The sequence below is a fragment of the Pseudomonas sp. GXM4 genome (assembly GCF_008923895.1).
Lineage (GTDB): Bacteria > Pseudomonadota > Gammaproteobacteria > Pseudomonadales > Pseudomonadaceae > Aquipseudomonas > Aquipseudomonas atacamensis.
The window spans coordinates 1-13,460 of the sequence record NZ_WBRZ01000034.1 but is presented as its reverse complement, the minus strand read 5'-3'; the positions used below and the strand labels follow the sequence as shown (position 1 = coordinate 13,460).

The 13,460-nt window shown below is 52.8% G+C and carries 17 protein-coding genes; 9 read left to right on the top strand and 8 right to left on the bottom strand.

Annotation, left to right across the window (positions count from 1 at the left end):
• Positions 1-400 precede the first annotated feature (400 nt).
• The gene (locus tag F8N49_RS28235; RefSeq protein ID WP_256675411.1) at positions 401-883 is read right to left on the bottom strand and encodes an alpha/beta fold hydrolase; all 483 of its coding nucleotides are present in this window, start codon (positions 881-883) and stop codon (positions 401-403) included.
• Between the two features lie 497 nt (positions 884-1,380).
• Between F8N49_RS28235 and F8N49_RS07540 the strand changes: the two genes are divergently transcribed.
• Positions 1,381-1,581 (top strand): hypothetical protein, encoded by a 201-nt coding sequence (locus F8N49_RS07540; RefSeq protein ID WP_372241012.1) that lies wholly within the window; start codon positions 1,381-1,383, stop codon positions 1,579-1,581.
• Positions 1,582-1,592: 11 nt separating this feature from the next.
• Here the strand turns inward: F8N49_RS07540 and F8N49_RS07535 are convergent, their stop codons facing one another.
• Positions 1,593-1,838 carry a hypothetical protein gene (locus F8N49_RS07535; RefSeq protein ID WP_024013806.1) on the bottom strand — a complete coding sequence of 82 codons (246 nt, stop codon included), beginning with the start codon at positions 1,836-1,838 and terminating at the stop codon, positions 1,593-1,595.
• Positions 1,839-2,026: 188 nt separating this feature from the next.
• Between F8N49_RS07535 and F8N49_RS28025 the strand changes: the two genes are divergently transcribed.
• Positions 2,027-2,599, top strand: a complete 573-nt coding sequence (locus tag F8N49_RS28025) for a hypothetical protein (RefSeq protein WP_218574826.1) — start codon at positions 2,027-2,029, stop codon at positions 2,597-2,599.
• Positions 2,600-2,711: 112 nt separating this feature from the next.
• On the opposite strand, the gene F8N49_RS07525 is transcribed toward F8N49_RS28025, so the two are convergent.
• Positions 2,712-3,722 (bottom strand): chemotaxis protein CheB, encoded by a 1,011-nt coding sequence (locus F8N49_RS07525; protein ID WP_122746258.1) that lies wholly within the window; start codon positions 3,720-3,722, stop codon positions 2,712-2,714.
• Between the two features lie 422 nt (positions 3,723-4,144).
• On the opposite strand from F8N49_RS07525, the gene F8N49_RS07520 reads away from it, so the two are divergent.
• From F8N49_RS07520 to F8N49_RS07510, 3 genes are all read left to right on the top strand, one after another.
• Positions 4,145-4,555, top strand: coding sequence for a response regulator (locus F8N49_RS07520; RefSeq protein WP_024013809.1), 411 nt, complete (start codon positions 4,145-4,147; stop codon positions 4,553-4,555).
• A 162-nt stretch (positions 4,556-4,717) separates the two neighbouring features.
• Complete coding sequence (locus F8N49_RS07515) at positions 4,718-4,945, top strand: DUF6555 family protein (protein ID WP_122746257.1); 228 nt, start codon at positions 4,718-4,720, stop codon at positions 4,943-4,945.
• A 152-nt stretch (positions 4,946-5,097) separates the two neighbouring features.
• The gene (locus tag F8N49_RS07510; protein ID WP_024013811.1) at positions 5,098-5,790 is read left to right on the top strand and encodes a DUF421 domain-containing protein; all 693 of its coding nucleotides are present in this window, start codon (positions 5,098-5,100) and stop codon (positions 5,788-5,790) included.
• 102 nt (positions 5,791-5,892) lie between these two features.
• On the opposite strand, the gene F8N49_RS07500 is transcribed toward F8N49_RS07510, so the two are convergent.
• Positions 5,893-6,258, bottom strand: a complete 366-nt coding sequence (locus tag F8N49_RS07500; RefSeq protein WP_024013812.1) for a histone-like nucleoid-structuring protein, MvaT/MvaU family — start codon at positions 6,256-6,258, stop codon at positions 5,893-5,895.
• A gap of 68 nt (positions 6,259-6,326) precedes the next feature.
• The gene (locus F8N49_RS07495; RefSeq protein ID WP_024013813.1) at positions 6,327-6,716 is read right to left on the bottom strand and encodes a low affinity iron permease family protein; all 390 of its coding nucleotides are present in this window, start codon (positions 6,714-6,716) and stop codon (positions 6,327-6,329) included.
• Between the two features lie 231 nt (positions 6,717-6,947).
• Here F8N49_RS07495 and F8N49_RS07490 point away from each other — a divergent pair, with 231 nt between their 5' ends.
• Complete coding sequence (locus F8N49_RS07490) at positions 6,948-7,448, top strand: ferritin-like domain-containing protein (RefSeq protein WP_039768421.1); 501 nt, start codon at positions 6,948-6,950, stop codon at positions 7,446-7,448.
• Between the two features lie 279 nt (positions 7,449-7,727).
• Here the strand turns inward: F8N49_RS07490 and F8N49_RS07485 are convergent, their stop codons facing one another.
• The 3 genes from F8N49_RS07485 to F8N49_RS07475 form a co-directional block, all read right to left on the bottom strand.
• The gene (locus F8N49_RS07485) at positions 7,728-8,921 is read right to left on the bottom strand and encodes a PAS domain-containing sensor histidine kinase (RefSeq protein ID WP_151551082.1); all 1,194 of its coding nucleotides are present in this window, start codon (positions 8,919-8,921) and stop codon (positions 7,728-7,730) included.
• Positions 8,911-9,729, bottom strand: a complete 819-nt coding sequence (locus F8N49_RS07480; protein WP_151551081.1) for an alpha/beta fold hydrolase — start codon at positions 9,727-9,729, stop codon at positions 8,911-8,913. Before F8N49_RS07480 ends, F8N49_RS07485 begins: the two co-directional genes overlap by 11 nt.
• A gap of 603 nt (positions 9,730-10,332) precedes the next feature.
• On the bottom strand, positions 10,333-11,043 hold the full coding sequence (locus F8N49_RS07475) for an SOS response-associated peptidase family protein (RefSeq protein ID WP_024013818.1): 711 nt from the start codon (positions 11,041-11,043) through the stop codon (positions 10,333-10,335).
• Between the two features lie 98 nt (positions 11,044-11,141).
• Between F8N49_RS07475 and F8N49_RS07470 the strand changes: the two genes are divergently transcribed.
• The 3 genes from F8N49_RS07470 to F8N49_RS07460 all read left to right on the top strand — a co-directional run.
• Entirely contained in the window at positions 11,142-11,573 is a 432-nt protein-coding gene (locus F8N49_RS07470) for a LexA family transcriptional regulator (protein ID WP_024013819.1), read from the top strand.
• Positions 11,560-12,840, top strand: coding sequence for a translesion error-prone DNA polymerase V subunit UmuC (umuC, locus tag F8N49_RS07465; RefSeq protein WP_151551080.1), 1,281 nt, complete (start codon positions 11,560-11,562; stop codon positions 12,838-12,840). The genes F8N49_RS07470 and umuC overlap by 14 nt, the downstream gene beginning before the upstream one ends.
• Before the next feature lie 296 nt (positions 12,841-13,136).
• Positions 13,137-13,460 (top strand): hypothetical protein (locus F8N49_RS07460; protein ID WP_218574824.1); only part of this gene is annotated, 324 nt, incomplete at its 3' end.

The window sequence follows — 13,460 nt, the reverse complement described above, 5'->3', positions numbered from 1 at the left end:
CATGGGGCTGTAGCCGCTACATAGCAGTAAGAGCTTTAGCATGACAAAGATTAAACAGTCTTAATTCGCTGCAAACGTTGCTTACCAGCGCGGTTAGCGATCTCCGGCGCTGAGCCTTCACCGTTCTGCTGCTAGCAAAGAAATTCGCGTATCAAGCCAGCAGTTCGCCTGGCACTGGTCACTACGAAAAAATGCCCCTCGCCCTTAAGCACGCGGAGTTCGGATCGTGGAATTGAGCGTTTCAGGATGTGCGCGTTGTAGGGCTGTACCAGGGTGTCACGGTCGCCGATCAGAATAAGCGTGCGCGAGCGCAGACGGAATAACCGCAGCAGACTTGTCCAGCCTACCAAAGCGGCTAACTGGTGATGATACGTTCGCAGGCGTACGGTTAGCATTCGCTTTACAACACCGAAACGCAGCAGCGCCTGTGTCGAATTGACTGAACCATCTCGTTTCCTCTGTTTGGCGCCTGCGCTCCGAACTCAAGGATGTCAGCGGGCCTCATCAGTAGAACCGGGCCCGCAGAAGTTGCCGCCAGAATAAGCCGTCGTACCATGGTTGGATGACGAAGAGCCAACTCTTGCGCCAATGCACCGCCCCAACTCACGCCGAATACATCAACATGGTCGATACCTAATTGTTTGAGCATTTCGGCGATCAGATCGGCATGACTTGGCAATCGCATCGGCCAGCGGGGCATTTGCGATTTGCCGACACCAGGCACGTCCAACGTGATCGTTATGTAGTCACCTAGTTCGTTGCGCAGAGCATCGAAGGTTTTAATCAAACCTCCCAGACCGTTGAGTAGGAGTAACGGTGGGCCTTGGCCGGCGATTGAGACATTCACCTGCAAGTCTTTAACGGTCATCATTCTGCGCGGCATGGACACCTCATCCGTCATCCGTGAAGCAGTGTAGACGAGCAGTTATGAGGCGTTCGAACCACCGCCCGACCTCCTAACATCTCGATATTTATGCAGGCCCAACACATTCTGATAAAGGTTTCACACGCTGGGTAATCATGCAATTCAGGGCCACGATCTTAGGTAGAGGAACCCTCATCCGTGCCGGGCGCCTAACTGTTGAACTCCTCAGCTTGAGAAAGACAAAATGCATATGTCCGAGGCAACGCAAATCATGGAAGCGCTTTCGACCAATGAAGTAAACGTAAAGCTCGCTGAGGGGTGGTCACTAATATCTGTTGTTGTGACAACACATCCTAATGGTCAGCTCCATCCCTGCTACGTTCTCGGCAAATCGAACCCCATATCCGACGATGAGAAGCCTGACTGATCAGCCTGGCATCCAAGCAGCACTTCGGCTCACGATAATGTATTGAGAGGATAATTTGTCTTATTGGGATTGGATTCAGTGGCCAGCGATGGTCGTCACCGTCCTGGCCGCATGGCTCATCGGATCGCAGCGGCCCAGAAGACGAATGACCGGGTTTGTGTGCTTCAGCGTGAGCAACGTCTTGTGGGTCATCTGGGGCGCCTACGCAGGCGCTTATGCATTGATCGTATTGCAGGTTTGCCTTTTTCTGATGAATCTTCGCGGATTAAGAAAAAATTCGAAGAGCTAAGAAAGCTTGACTCAGGAATGACGGTGCCCGTCGAAGTTTTTTTTGAATCCTCGGGCATTCATGCCCAACAGCACGCATTCAAGAACAATCAGCGCATAGGCCTCGGCATGAAGTCCCCAAGCCACCCAAAGCGCATTGCTTAGGATGAACCCCCAAAAAGCGATCATCCGGCGGTAAGCTCGTTGCGAGCCGATGAACCAGGCTGAGATGACTGTGACAGCCATCGCTGGCCATTGAATCAAATCGATGTAATCCATGTGCGCTCCGCATTTTGAAAGTGCATCCTTGCACCAGCATGTTCTGCAATAATCTACCAGACCATCACTCAAGCCTGATGTTCTCTGAAGGTTGCTACACAAGGTTGTTCAGGCTCGCGCGTACCAATGCCAGGCGCTGAAATCGACCGTATAAAGACTTCATTGACGATCAACCCGAGGCGTTATTCATGTCCGGCGCACCCTGCTTCCGAGACCTACCTGAACCCTATTTCTCGCAATCACTTTCACATTTGAATGAAATTCAAAATGCGCCTAATCGGCATAGGCTGTTTGAGGCGTTGGACTTGGGCCTCAACTTCCTTCGTGAGCTCAGCGCCCGAAGGCTTATAAGCCCAGAGGATTCGGTTGATGCCGGACGGTTATGGGGTGACTCAGCGGACAAACGCCTGCGTGCTCTTCCAGAGCTAGGCTCTGCAGCTCCAATCCACCCCTTCGCAAAAAGTGCGGATTCTAATCCGGCTATGGATATGGCCACCCGGTCGGCGTTGGAACATCTGCTGGCATTGGCTGAGCGGGACACCACGCAATCGAGCAAGGTGGCAAATTTTCTTTTGGCTTGGTGGAACGCGCCCGAGAACGGCGGTTTTGACTTCGCTGACCTTTATGGTCTGAACCAACAAACCGCCTCTTGCTGCGGGGTAGTATTTAGCTGGATCGCTCAAAACGGAGCAACTCCTGAAGCAATCGGATATGCCCCACGTTTCCGAGCATTGGCGTTGAAATGGCACGGGATCAAGTAGCATCGATTCCGGCGCTTTGCAATCAAAGTGGTCAGCTCACCAGCGTACCCTCAACGCAGCCGCTGAAGTGTCTGAGCGATGCGAGAAGACGAACGCAATTCGGCTTCTTTTCTCAAGTCGGACGTAACGAGGTAAGCAATGCTCGAAGAGTAGCCTTATGACTTTCGAGTCCATCGCTTGCAAGTTCGTATTCTCGTAACGCGCCCTTGCGCCCGGCATCTTTGCTGCTCTGCATGAGCCGCCCCAGGAGCAACTGCTTTTCATGCAAGGCTCTAATGGCCACCCAGAGTGCCTCCTCAATCGTTTCATTCTGGGGTTGGAACAATGCGGCGGCGGTATAGGCATGACCGGTATGGCAGCGAAACCGTGGAGAGGATGCGGCTACTTCCCACAGAGCGCCTCCGCATTCCGGACAGGACATGCCTGCGACCTGGCCGATCTCATTTAGCGCGCAGGAACCACCTTTACTGAAATCCTCAGCCAGATCATTCTCCGTAGCGAATGGCTCGATACGGTTTGATGCAGAAGGTGCTGTCGTCTCAGATGTACGTTGATTGATGATCTGTACTAGCCTCTTCGCCAACTCAGTAAGCGGCAGGCATCCGTCCACACTCACATGCCGGAGAGCATTCGTCGGCATTGAGGGTGCTTCGGCAGTCTCAGGATCTTGTACGAAGGCCAGTCCGCCATATGCCTTTATCGCCTGAAGCCCCACTACACCATCATCAAGCTCGCCGGTCATCAACACCCCTATGGCATTACTTCCATAGCTAATGGCAGCCGATCTAAACATCGGATCAATCGCAGGCCGCGAGTGGTTTTCCTTGGCGCTTCGAGTGATCTGAATAGCTCCTTTTTTGACAAGGAGATGCTTATCGGGAGGGGCTATGTATACACGACCCGTCACTACCTGCTCTTGGCTCAAAGCGAAGCCGACGGGCAATTGGCTCGACTGGGTTAGAAGGCTAGGGAGAGCACTAGGTTGGTCTCCGATGTGCATCGTGACGAAGACAGCCGCATTAAAATCAGACGGAAGCTCGGCAAGAAACTCACGCAGTGCAGCGAGTCCGCCGCTGGACGTTCCGATGACTATAACTGGGTGGTTGTGGTTTTCTTGCTGCATGGATCGATCCTGGTTGCTAGCTGTCGCACGCTCGAATTTGACTCATCTGCCTCAACTAATTCGCGATAAGTGCTTGCCGATCTTCCCCGGTGATGCGCTTACCCTGTTCCTAGTTTCGATAGATACCTCTGAAGGAAGGTTCGAAAAATTGAGCAATGTTTGATCTAGATCAAGGGATTGCTACGCAGCATTCATAGCCTCAAGCGCACAACTGGAGATGAATTCCATGCTAGCGCAGGAGATCAGAACGCGAGGCGCCACACGCTCTTCAATACGCTGCGAGGACATCTGTGGGGACTTGACCTGCGTCGAGCGTCCCGGGAGCTCCACGCGTTTTCACGGCACACGCGGCATTTTCGCTTACACTCATGCACCGTTCCGTTTGTTTGGTCGGTCGGGCTCTCTGTTTAGAGGAGGATTGTTTGAACGTAAATTGGGAAGGATTGCTGCCGATTCGCGGCGAGGTCATCGTCATTGAGGACGACCCAACTCTGCAGTCGCTCATGACCGATATCATGGATGAGATTGGTGCGAAGACTGTCCCGTTCGCGACAGCGGATGATGCGTTGACCTACCTGCTCGAAGCACATGGTGAATGCGTCCTTGTGATCGCCGATCACGGCGTCCCCGGCCAAGTCCAAGGCATCGAGTTCATACAGATGGTCAAAGGCAGATGGCCTCACATCGCTGCGATACTTACCTCGGGTTATCTGATCGAGAGCACCGAAGTGCCAGCTCAAACTATTTACCTGCACAAGCCTTGGTCGCTGGATGAGATGGTTGTGGCAGTGGCGGAGCTTCTGCAGCCCGGAAACCCCATAAGTAAACGCTAAGCCTGGCTTCGAAATCGTGAGGCCATGCCGGATTTGGTTGGTGCTCAGCGGATGAAGCTGGATCTCCACTGCCCTGAATCAATACAAGGGGTGAAGTCCCTGAATTTTTTGAATTTTTCCGCGATCGATGACTCCGTTAGATCAGAGCAGACGGAGTAAGTCATGGAAAACAACCTATTCGTCATCAATTACAAGCTTCACGGTGTGCCCAAGTCCTTCATCATCCGTAGCAAATCGATGCAAAACGCTGATGCCTGGCACTGGGCTAGTTGCGATGCGGGTGTAGCACCCATTCCCAGACCTGGTCGCCCGCCGCTGAAGATGGTGTCCAAACCTCAAGCCGAAAGATTTGGCATTACCGATGTCACCTGGCGAGCCAGCTCAACGTAGCAGTGCGTGGTATGGCGCGGGCTATTGATGAATCCGCTTCATGTCGTAACAGCCCGCAAAGTCCGATTATCCGCTGAATATTCCGACATCAGCTTTTGAAACCAACGCTGATTCGATCCGTCGTCCACTCTGAAAATACAATCGAGGTCACGATGTCGCCTTTCGATATCCAGCGGATGCTGATAGACGAATTTCCCTTAACGTTTTTGCTGGAGGTAGGTTTCAGGGCCACTTTCGCGTTCCTCGCAGTGTTTCTTTTTTTGAAATCCAGCGGTCGACGAGGGATCAGACAGCTTTCACTTTTTGAGCTGGTCGTGATTCTGACATTGGGCTCAGCGGCAGGAGACGTGTCTTTCTACCATGACGTTCCGCTATTGCCGGTTGCAGTGGTCTTTCTCACGCTCCTGCTTCTGTACCGGCTTACCGTTCTGGTGATGACGAAGAGCAAGAAGTTCGAAGCCTGGATGGATGGGCTTCCGGTAACGGTCATTCGTGACGGTCTCTACGAGCTCAAGTCTTTAGAAACGTTGAACATCTCATCTAACGAATTGCTGATGGAGTTACGACAGCAAGGGGTTGAACATCTCGGACAAGTAAGGCTTGGGCTCGTTGAGACCGACGGCGACGTCAGCCTTTATTTTTTCGAACAGAAAGATCTGCGCCCTGGGCTGTCCGTCCTGCCATTAGAGCATCGTGCCGAGTTTGAAACTGCGCCTGCATCGGGTTCGTATTGCTGCGTAAATTGCGGTTTCCCCCAGCACATGGTGGAGGCTCAACGAGCAGACTGCCCTCGGTGCAACCACAGCATTTGGTCAACTGCCCTCAACAGTCCACGCTGTCGGTGACGCGTCCCGCAATGTCGGTCGCCCTTACAGCACGCGCAACGCTGCGACTCCGCGCCCGACGTAAAAAAGAGCCCCGTAGGGCTCTCTTATCTCAACGCATAATTATTTGGTTAGCCATGACTCAACGGTTTCAGAACCGTGCTCCGCTTTCCAGTCTTTGAGGCCACGATGGTTACCGCCCTTGGTTTCGATTACTTCACCAGTGTGCGGATTTTTATAGGTCTTGACTTGGCGGGGCTTGCGCCGCCCAAAGTTTGATTGGACAGCGGGTTCGCGACGACCAGCTCGTGGGTCAAGCACGTTGATTACGTCTTTCAGGCTGTAACCGTATTTCGCAAGGAGATCACGCAGCTTAGTCTCAAACTCAATTTCTTTTTTAAGATCAGCGTCACCTTTTAGCGCTTCCAACGCCTTGAGTTGTTCTGCGAGATGTCTTTCTAATTGGCGGTATTCTGCGAGCTTGGACATGGACATTCTCTTTGGACGGTTGGTGAAGGTCTTTATGAAATAATATCTCAGATTTATAGATGGATAATCTAGCGATGATCATCACTGCGTGCAGAATCAACCTTAATCTGGCCCGATTCACCTAACGTGCGGTATTGCTCACGAAGTTTTCTGAGTTCACTCGATCCCATTTGCTCCAAACCGAGCGTGGCATTCTGCGCATCGTGAGTAGCTCGTATAAGCTCATCAATCTTCAGATGCAGGATGTCGTTGTCACGGTTCTGGGTGTTCTGAATCAGGAACACCATCAGGAAAGTAATGATTGTGGTCGACGTATTGATGATGAGCTGCCATGTATCGTTGTAGTGGAAGTATGGGCCGGTCGCCGCCCAGGCGATGATCAACAAAATTGCGCTCAAAAACGTCTTCGGGCTGCCAGCCCAATTGGATAGCGATTGGCAGAAAAGGGAAAATCTCATAACACACACTCTGGATGAACACAGTCTGTTGACCGCATAGAAGCCAGAAATACTTTATTACATTTTAACCGTCTGTCGGTTTCGAGTTTCCCGCACGGCCTTCCTTCAGCACTAACAAAATTTGAACGCCTGATTCCACCGACTGGTCATTTCTTCATGCAGCCCACATGCGTGGACATGCAAATGACGCGTCTCGACACCGAGACTTATACAGTGGAGAGGAGAAATAAGATGGCTAGAAAAACTGTTGAAGACCTGTTTATCCACGAACTTTCCGATATTTATAGCGCTGAGAAACAGATCACTCGCGCCCTCCCCCGCATGGCACGCGCGGCGACCAATCCTCTCTTGGCTGAAGCCTTCAATGCGCACCTGGAGGAAACCCAAGGACAGATTGAGCGGATTGACCAGCTCGTCGAATTGACTGGCTTAAAGCTCAAGCGCATGAAGTGCGTAGCGATGGAGGGACTGGTCGAAGAATCGAAAGAGCTTTTGGAGGAAATCGAGAAAGGTGCCGTTCTCGATGCGGGACTTATTGGCGCCGCGCAAAAGGTCGAGCACTACGAGATCGCCAGTTACGGCACGTTGATCGCTATGGCGAAGCACTTGAACTTGACTGATGCTGCCAAGCTCCTCAGCGCAACACTTGCCGAAGAGAAAGCTACGGACGACAAACTGTCGAAGATCGCCGAGCAAGGTGGTAATCAAGCGGCAACCATGGAATCAAAGTAACGCACGACCTGGTGACATGGGCGAAGTTGTGAAAACAACATCGCCCTTTTTTCTACAGCGTTCTTTAAGAGACTCTTCCCCCTCACCTTGGCTGTTCGCCGCCGCCAGCGGCCTCAGCGCGCCCCGTGGACGCATGCATAACATGTCAGCAGCACGGACGCGCTGGACGCCAACACCGACGTGCGACGAAACCTTTCGTGGCTCATAGGTAAGTGCTGGCAGTGCTAGCCGCGTTTCATTTGCGGTGATCAACATTCAGCTAATGCACAAGCATTCGCCCTATCCCTTCCCGTCAGAAAAAGACGATATCTCGGGAAAATTAATCGTAAACGTTGTGCCCTCGTCGGCAGTCGAGTGCACAGCGATATCGCCACCATGGGCCAAAGCGATTTCCCGGACTATGAAGAGGCCAAGCCCCACGCTACGGTTCTGACTATCCTGGTCTGAACCACGGGTCATCGGTTCGAAAAGCTTGGATCGAGCGGACTCAGGAATCGCCGCGCCGAAGTTGTGAACCGAAATGCTTGCACGGTTAATATCAAGGCTGGAGATGACAGTAATCGGTTTTTTCTGGTCGCCGTACGCCGCACTGTTGGCGACTAGGTTGCCGATGATCTGTTGTATACGGTCAGCGTCGAGTTCGACATTTCCCCGCCCAACCGTTTGATGCCGAAGATCGACATCTGGAAAGGCAACTCGTAGCTCTGCGACGCTTTTAGCCACTACCGAATGTAGGTCAATGGCTGAACGCGAGACGGATATACCTCGTCCGACTCTAGCTAAAGCAAAATCCAAAAGGTCAGTGATCATTCGATGCGCCCGATCCGTGGAATTGCTGATGTGGTTCAGCATGAGCTTTTCCTTCCCGTCAGGCATTTTCCGACCGAGAATCTCTGCCGCCATTTTGATTGCCGTCAATGGGTTCTTCAGGTCATGGCTGACGATCGCAACCATTTGCTCCGCGAATAACGCGCGACGCTGAGCTTTTTCATAAGCTTTGTTTAGCTTCGTCTGCGCCTGCGACAACGCTGCATCAGCGGCCACTTTATTCGCGAGAAGCTTTTCAGCGAGTTGCTTGGCTTTCAATAGCTCACGTTCGTAGTGATCCCGGTCGGTGGTACAGAACAACGCCAGTTGATAAACAACACCGGACTCATGCTGCTGACGAACGCCATTGAGTAGCATAGAAATTAAGGTCTTATCGCGGTGAACCACATCCAGCTTTACCTCGGCCACCGAGCCCTGCATCTGTATCAGTGGCGCCCAATGTGTTTGGTGGAAAATTCGTCCGCCCATCGTAAGCAGATCTTGAAAGCGCCGGCGCTCCAGGTCGGTTTTCTCCGAACCGATCCAGGTACAGAAAGTTTTATTGGCGCTCAGGATGCTGCCGTCTTCCCGAGTAACGACCAAGCCGCAAGGCGCGTTGTCGAAAAGCGACTGCGAATCGGGAATTAGAGACGGTTCACCGGCCATCGCCGCCTTCCGTCCAGGGCGAAAGGAAGCTGTCCATCGCTTCAGAGCACGCACTGGGCACACTCATGTGCGGACAATGACCAACATTGGAAACTAGACAGAGGGTGCTATTGGGCAGGATCTGATGCAGGTACTCACCTACGGCGACTGGGGCGATGATGTCATCCGTGGATTGCAATATCAGCGTCGGAGTTTCTAAACCGACTACGTCATCCCGGTTATCCGACATGAACGTCACTCGGGCAAATTGCTTCGCGATCTCCGGATCAGTACGGCAAAAGCTGTTCGTCAGCTTCTCACCAAGAGCCGGTTGACCGGGAGCCCCCATGATGACGGGGGCCATGGTGCTAGACCAGCCGAGATAATTGCTATCGAGGGTATCGAGCAATGAGTGGATGTCCTCGAGCTTGAATCCGCCGACGTAATCCCCGGAGTCGACATAGCAAGGTGAAGGGCCAATCATCACGTGAGCAGCGATGCGGTCGCTGTGAGCCCTATCTGCCAATACGCCGATCATGGCACTGACGGAGTGACCGACCACTATGACTGGGCCACTGGCGAACTCATTGATGACTTCAGCCAGATCTTGCGCATAAGCGTCTAACGAACTGTACTTTTCCGAATCATAAGCCGTGAGATCAGACTGTCCCGCGCCGACAAGATCATAAAGAACGACCCTAAATCGATTCGTAAAATGGTCGACGAGGTAACACCACATGGTTTGGTCGCAGCCGAACCCGTGGGAAAAAACGAGAGTTGCCGGGCCATCACCGAGCACGTTCACGTTGTTGCGATGTTGGACGGACATGCATGACGCTCCGGATGGCCCAAAAGAATTTCAGGCGCAGCACGCAGTGTAGCTAGCTAAGCATCGCAGGTCACGAATAGGATCGGTTCCACAAGAATCCCTCTTGAGACCCCGCGCTTTAGCCTTGTCATGAGTCGATATACACACGAAGGTTGATGCAAGCGAACCAGCTTTGCTTTTGGTTCACGCGTAGGGAGCATGTACGAGGCTACAGGTAGTCTTTTGCAGACCATCCTGGCATCGAGGTAGTGGGTGCAACCGCCCCGCTCCTAGCTCGGCACTGGTTGTCGATGTCCTCCATAAAAGCTCGCCATTGATATCTGTCGATCACCCCGATAATCAACAGCGCTTCGCAATAGCCGAGGAGATAAGCATGGCGTTTGTCAAAATCGCTTCGGCTTGAAGCCCTTCGCAAGCCAGCGAGACTTTGTCTGAAATGTGTGATCGCCGCGTCGGTAGTCATAGGCACGGGAGCGCCTCCTGTTCTTTGCAAGTCCAGCGCTGCACATAGGCGTTGCACTCTATAAATACCATTAACAGCTTTGAACTTTCGCGATACGTTCGTTCATTGGACAACTAACTTGCGATCATGTCACGGGCTAATCAGTCGTCGACGTCTGACGCTAGTGAAAGCGGCTGAATCAAATGTGAGCCCTGATTACGAACGTTCCCCACCTCCTTGCCAACCTTGTACCAATGAAAATCTGTAGCGGGCCTGCATTGCTCCATCGCTAGTTCACGAGCTCGCTCAGGTGAGGTATCCGGGTCAATCCATTCACGCGCATGCTCCGGCGATAAGACTAAGGGCTTGCGATCGTGGATATCGACCATGCCTTCATCACTCGCAGCAGTGATGATGACAAAGCCGTCGCGGTCATCCGGTTCTAGGCCTTCGTGCACCTCCGCCAAACCTGCGAAGAACATCGGAATTTGCTCTTTTAGAGTAATAAAATACGGCTGCTTTTTCTTCGGATCTTCTTCGTCCTTTACCCATTCGAACCAGCCGTTCGCCGGCGCGAGTACGCGTCCGTTTGGCCAGAGCTGATTGAAGAACTTGCCGGTGATGACGGTCTCGACTCTGGCGTTTATCGGGTCGGGACGCTTACCCTTCGCCCAGAACGGAGCCCATCCCCATTTGACCTTATCAATGCTCAGGCCCTCTTCCACCGGCCGGATGATTTCGACCCGCGTCGACGGCGCGACGTTGTATCGCTCAATGGGCCAAAGGTCATAGCCATTGATAACTAGCTGCTTTGGCGCAAGCACCTTGAGGTAGTGATCCATCGATTCGTAGATCGAGTAGCGTCCGCACATGCTGTCACCCGTCGAAATGTCGTGCCTATGAGATTGACCGCAAGCGAACCAAATCGTTAACTGTATGCATGTACAGTTAACCTCCTAAGGCTTGCATCATGAGCATCACCCTCCTCGGCCCACTCGCTACTGGCGGTCAGCAGCTGCCCCTTTATTCATCCAAGGTACCGGCGGGCTTCCCTTCCCCTGCGGCTGACCACATCGAAAAGCACATTTCCCTGGATGAGCTGTTCGATATCAGGGCGCCGCACGTGTATCTGGTGAGGATTGATGGGGATAGCATGCAGGGCGCGGGCATCTATTCCGGGGATATGGTGATCGTCGATCGGAGCATCGAAGCGGTCAGTGGCGATATCGTTATCGCCGCGTTGAATTCGGAGCCCTTCTGCAAGCGCCTGCTTCTGCGCGAGAACGCCGTGTTGCTTGTGTCAGAGAACCCAAAATATCCGGCTAGACATGTCATGGAAGGCGATGAGCTTGTGATCTGGGGCGTTGTGAAATACAGCGTGCGCGATCATGACAATACGTGAGCCTGTCTTCGCCCTGATCGACTGCAACTCGTTTTACGCGAGCTGCGAGCGCGTCTTTAGACCCGACCTCGCCAAGACACCTATCGTGGTGCTGTCCAACAACGACGGCTGTGTGATCGCGCGTAGCTACGACGCCAAGCCGTTCGTAAAAATGGGGCAGCCGTACTTCCAGATCAAAGGCCATCTACGCCGGCATGGAATCGTGGCCTTCAGCAGTAACTACGCTCTGTACGGCGACATGAGCGAGCGCGTCATGACTATCATCGAATCGATGGTGCCAGCGCTTGAGGTCTACAGCATTGATGAAGCATTTGCTGATTTGACTGGCATGCCTGGAGATCTGTCCGCGTTTGGCAGGCACATGCGCTCCACCCTTCTCAAGCGCACAGGCATTCCAGTCGGGGTGGGGATCGCGCGCACGAAGACACTGGCGAAGCTCGCCAACCACACAGCCAAACGGCTGCTCGATATCACCGGCGGCGTAGTGGATCTGTGCGATCCGTTCAAACGAGACTGGACGTTGCGCAACACCGATGTCGGCGAAGTCTGGGGCATTGGCAAGCGCATGAAGGCTCATCTGGAAGCGATGGGCATCAAGACCGCCATGGACTTGGCGAAAGCCGATCCATGGATGCTTCGCCAGAAATTCAGCGTGGTGATCGAGAAGACTGCTCGCGAGCTGGCCGGTACACCATGTCTAGAATTAGGGGAAGCTGACCCACCCAAGCAAGAGATTTGCTGCAGCAGAATGTTCGGCATGCGGCTCACGCAGATTGAGCCGATCAAGGAAGCGGTCGCTACCTACACCCAACGCGCGGCGGAAAAACTGCGAGCGCAAAATTCGCTATGTAAGAAAATCCGCGTGAGCATTCGTACCGGCATGTTCAACCCCGAGGAAGCGAAGTACGCGAACGGCGCTCTGGTTGAATTACCGTATCCGACCAATGACGTCAGGCTCATGACAAAGGCTGCCACCGAGGCAGTCAATCGCCTCTTCCGGCCGGGATTCAAGTACAGCAAGGCTGAGGTTCTACTGATGGATCTCCGTCAGCCCGGCGAATTCACCGATGACCTGTTTGCGCATTCGCAGCCTGTGATGGCGGACAAGGTGATGAGTGTTCTGGATGAGATCAATGGCCGCTGGGGAAAGGGAGTGTTGCGTTTAGCCAGCGTGCCTGCAGCGCCTGGTTGGGAGATGCGTCGGGAGCTGATGAGTCAAAGTTACACGACGAAGTTAGATCAGCTATGGACGGTGAGAGCAAAGTAGCGACCACGAGATGGGCACTTACAGCCGCAGAAATGAGCAGCCTTGAACGGCTGCTCACGGCCAAAAGCCGCCATCCATCAATGACCGTTGTCAACCCATTGCGAGAGTTCAGACATTCGTGATCTGTTCTAATATAGTGTCCGGGTAAAAGATAAGGAGTCTTCTCGATTCGATAGGATGAGGTCGATACCGAATGTCTCAGCTTGGCGCAGGGGAGTCGAGAAGCTTCGATTTAGTTGTGAGGATTACTGCTATTTGGGCATGCTCCTCGTGGATCCAATGATTCAAAAACCTTAGTGAAACATTTGTTTCGTCTTTATCTAAATGGAAGTTGCGAGGTTAAGGTGCTGACTGATATTGGGTTTAATGAAGCTATTGCGGATGACGATGCCGTAGCGATTATTGTAGGGCCTAACGGATCTGGAAAGAGCTTTTATTTGCTAGATATTGCGAAGGAATACCGACAAAGAAGAAGTGTCACGGTTCTTTCAAACACGCCCTATGGCCGTCTAAATAGTTTGAAGGGCGTAAATAAATTTTCAGTCGGACGGTTCGGTGCATCACCCAAGAAAATGATCAAAGAAGCTGTGCTTGAGGCTCTTAAACGAGAGGATTCTGCT

What these genes read in the sequence shown, in the direction of transcription:
- F8N49_RS28235 (WP_256675411.1), bottom strand. Translation starts at nt 883, where the DNA reads ATGCCGCGCAGAATGATGACCGTTAAAGACTTGCAGGTGAATGTCTCA.
- F8N49_RS07540 (WP_372241012.1), top strand. Translation starts at nt 1,381, where the DNA reads ATGGTCGTCACCGTCCTGGCCGCATGGCTCATCGGATCGCAGCGGCCC.
- F8N49_RS07535 (WP_024013806.1), bottom strand. Translation starts at nt 1,838, where the DNA reads ATGGATTACATCGATTTGATTCAATGGCCAGCGATGGCTGTCACAGTC.
- F8N49_RS28025 (WP_218574826.1), top strand. Translation starts at nt 2,027, where the DNA reads ATGTCCGGCGCACCCTGCTTCCGAGACCTACCTGAACCCTATTTCTCG.
- F8N49_RS07525 (WP_122746258.1), bottom strand. Translation starts at nt 3,722, where the DNA reads ATGCAGCAAGAAAACCACAACCACCCAGTTATAGTCATCGGAACGTCC.
- F8N49_RS07515 (WP_122746257.1), top strand. Translation starts at nt 4,718, where the DNA reads ATGGAAAACAACCTATTCGTCATCAATTACAAGCTTCACGGTGTGCCC.
- F8N49_RS07510 (WP_024013811.1), top strand. Translation starts at nt 5,098, where the DNA reads ATGTCGCCTTTCGATATCCAGCGGATGCTGATAGACGAATTTCCCTTA.
- F8N49_RS07500 (WP_024013812.1), bottom strand. Translation starts at nt 6,258, where the DNA reads ATGTCCAAGCTCGCAGAATACCGCCAATTAGAAAGACATCTCGCAGAA.
- F8N49_RS07495 (WP_024013813.1), bottom strand. Translation starts at nt 6,716, where the DNA reads ATGAGATTTTCCCTTTTCTGCCAATCGCTATCCAATTGGGCTGGCAGC.
- F8N49_RS07490 (WP_039768421.1), top strand. Translation starts at nt 6,948, where the DNA reads ATGGCTAGAAAAACTGTTGAAGACCTGTTTATCCACGAACTTTCCGAT.
- F8N49_RS07485 (WP_151551082.1), bottom strand. Translation starts at nt 8,921, where the DNA reads ATGGCCGGTGAACCGTCTCTAATTCCCGATTCGCAGTCGCTTTTCGAC.
- F8N49_RS07480 (WP_151551081.1), bottom strand. Translation starts at nt 9,729, where the DNA reads ATGTCCGTCCAACATCGCAACAACGTGAACGTGCTCGGTGATGGCCCG.
- F8N49_RS07475 (WP_024013818.1), bottom strand. Translation starts at nt 11,043, where the DNA reads ATGTGCGGACGCTACTCGATCTACGAATCGATGGATCACTACCTCAAG.
- F8N49_RS07470 (WP_024013819.1), top strand. Translation starts at nt 11,142, where the DNA reads ATGAGCATCACCCTCCTCGGCCCACTCGCTACTGGCGGTCAGCAGCTG.
- umuC (WP_151551080.1), top strand. Translation starts at nt 11,560, where the DNA reads ATGACAATACGTGAGCCTGTCTTCGCCCTGATCGACTGCAACTCGTTT.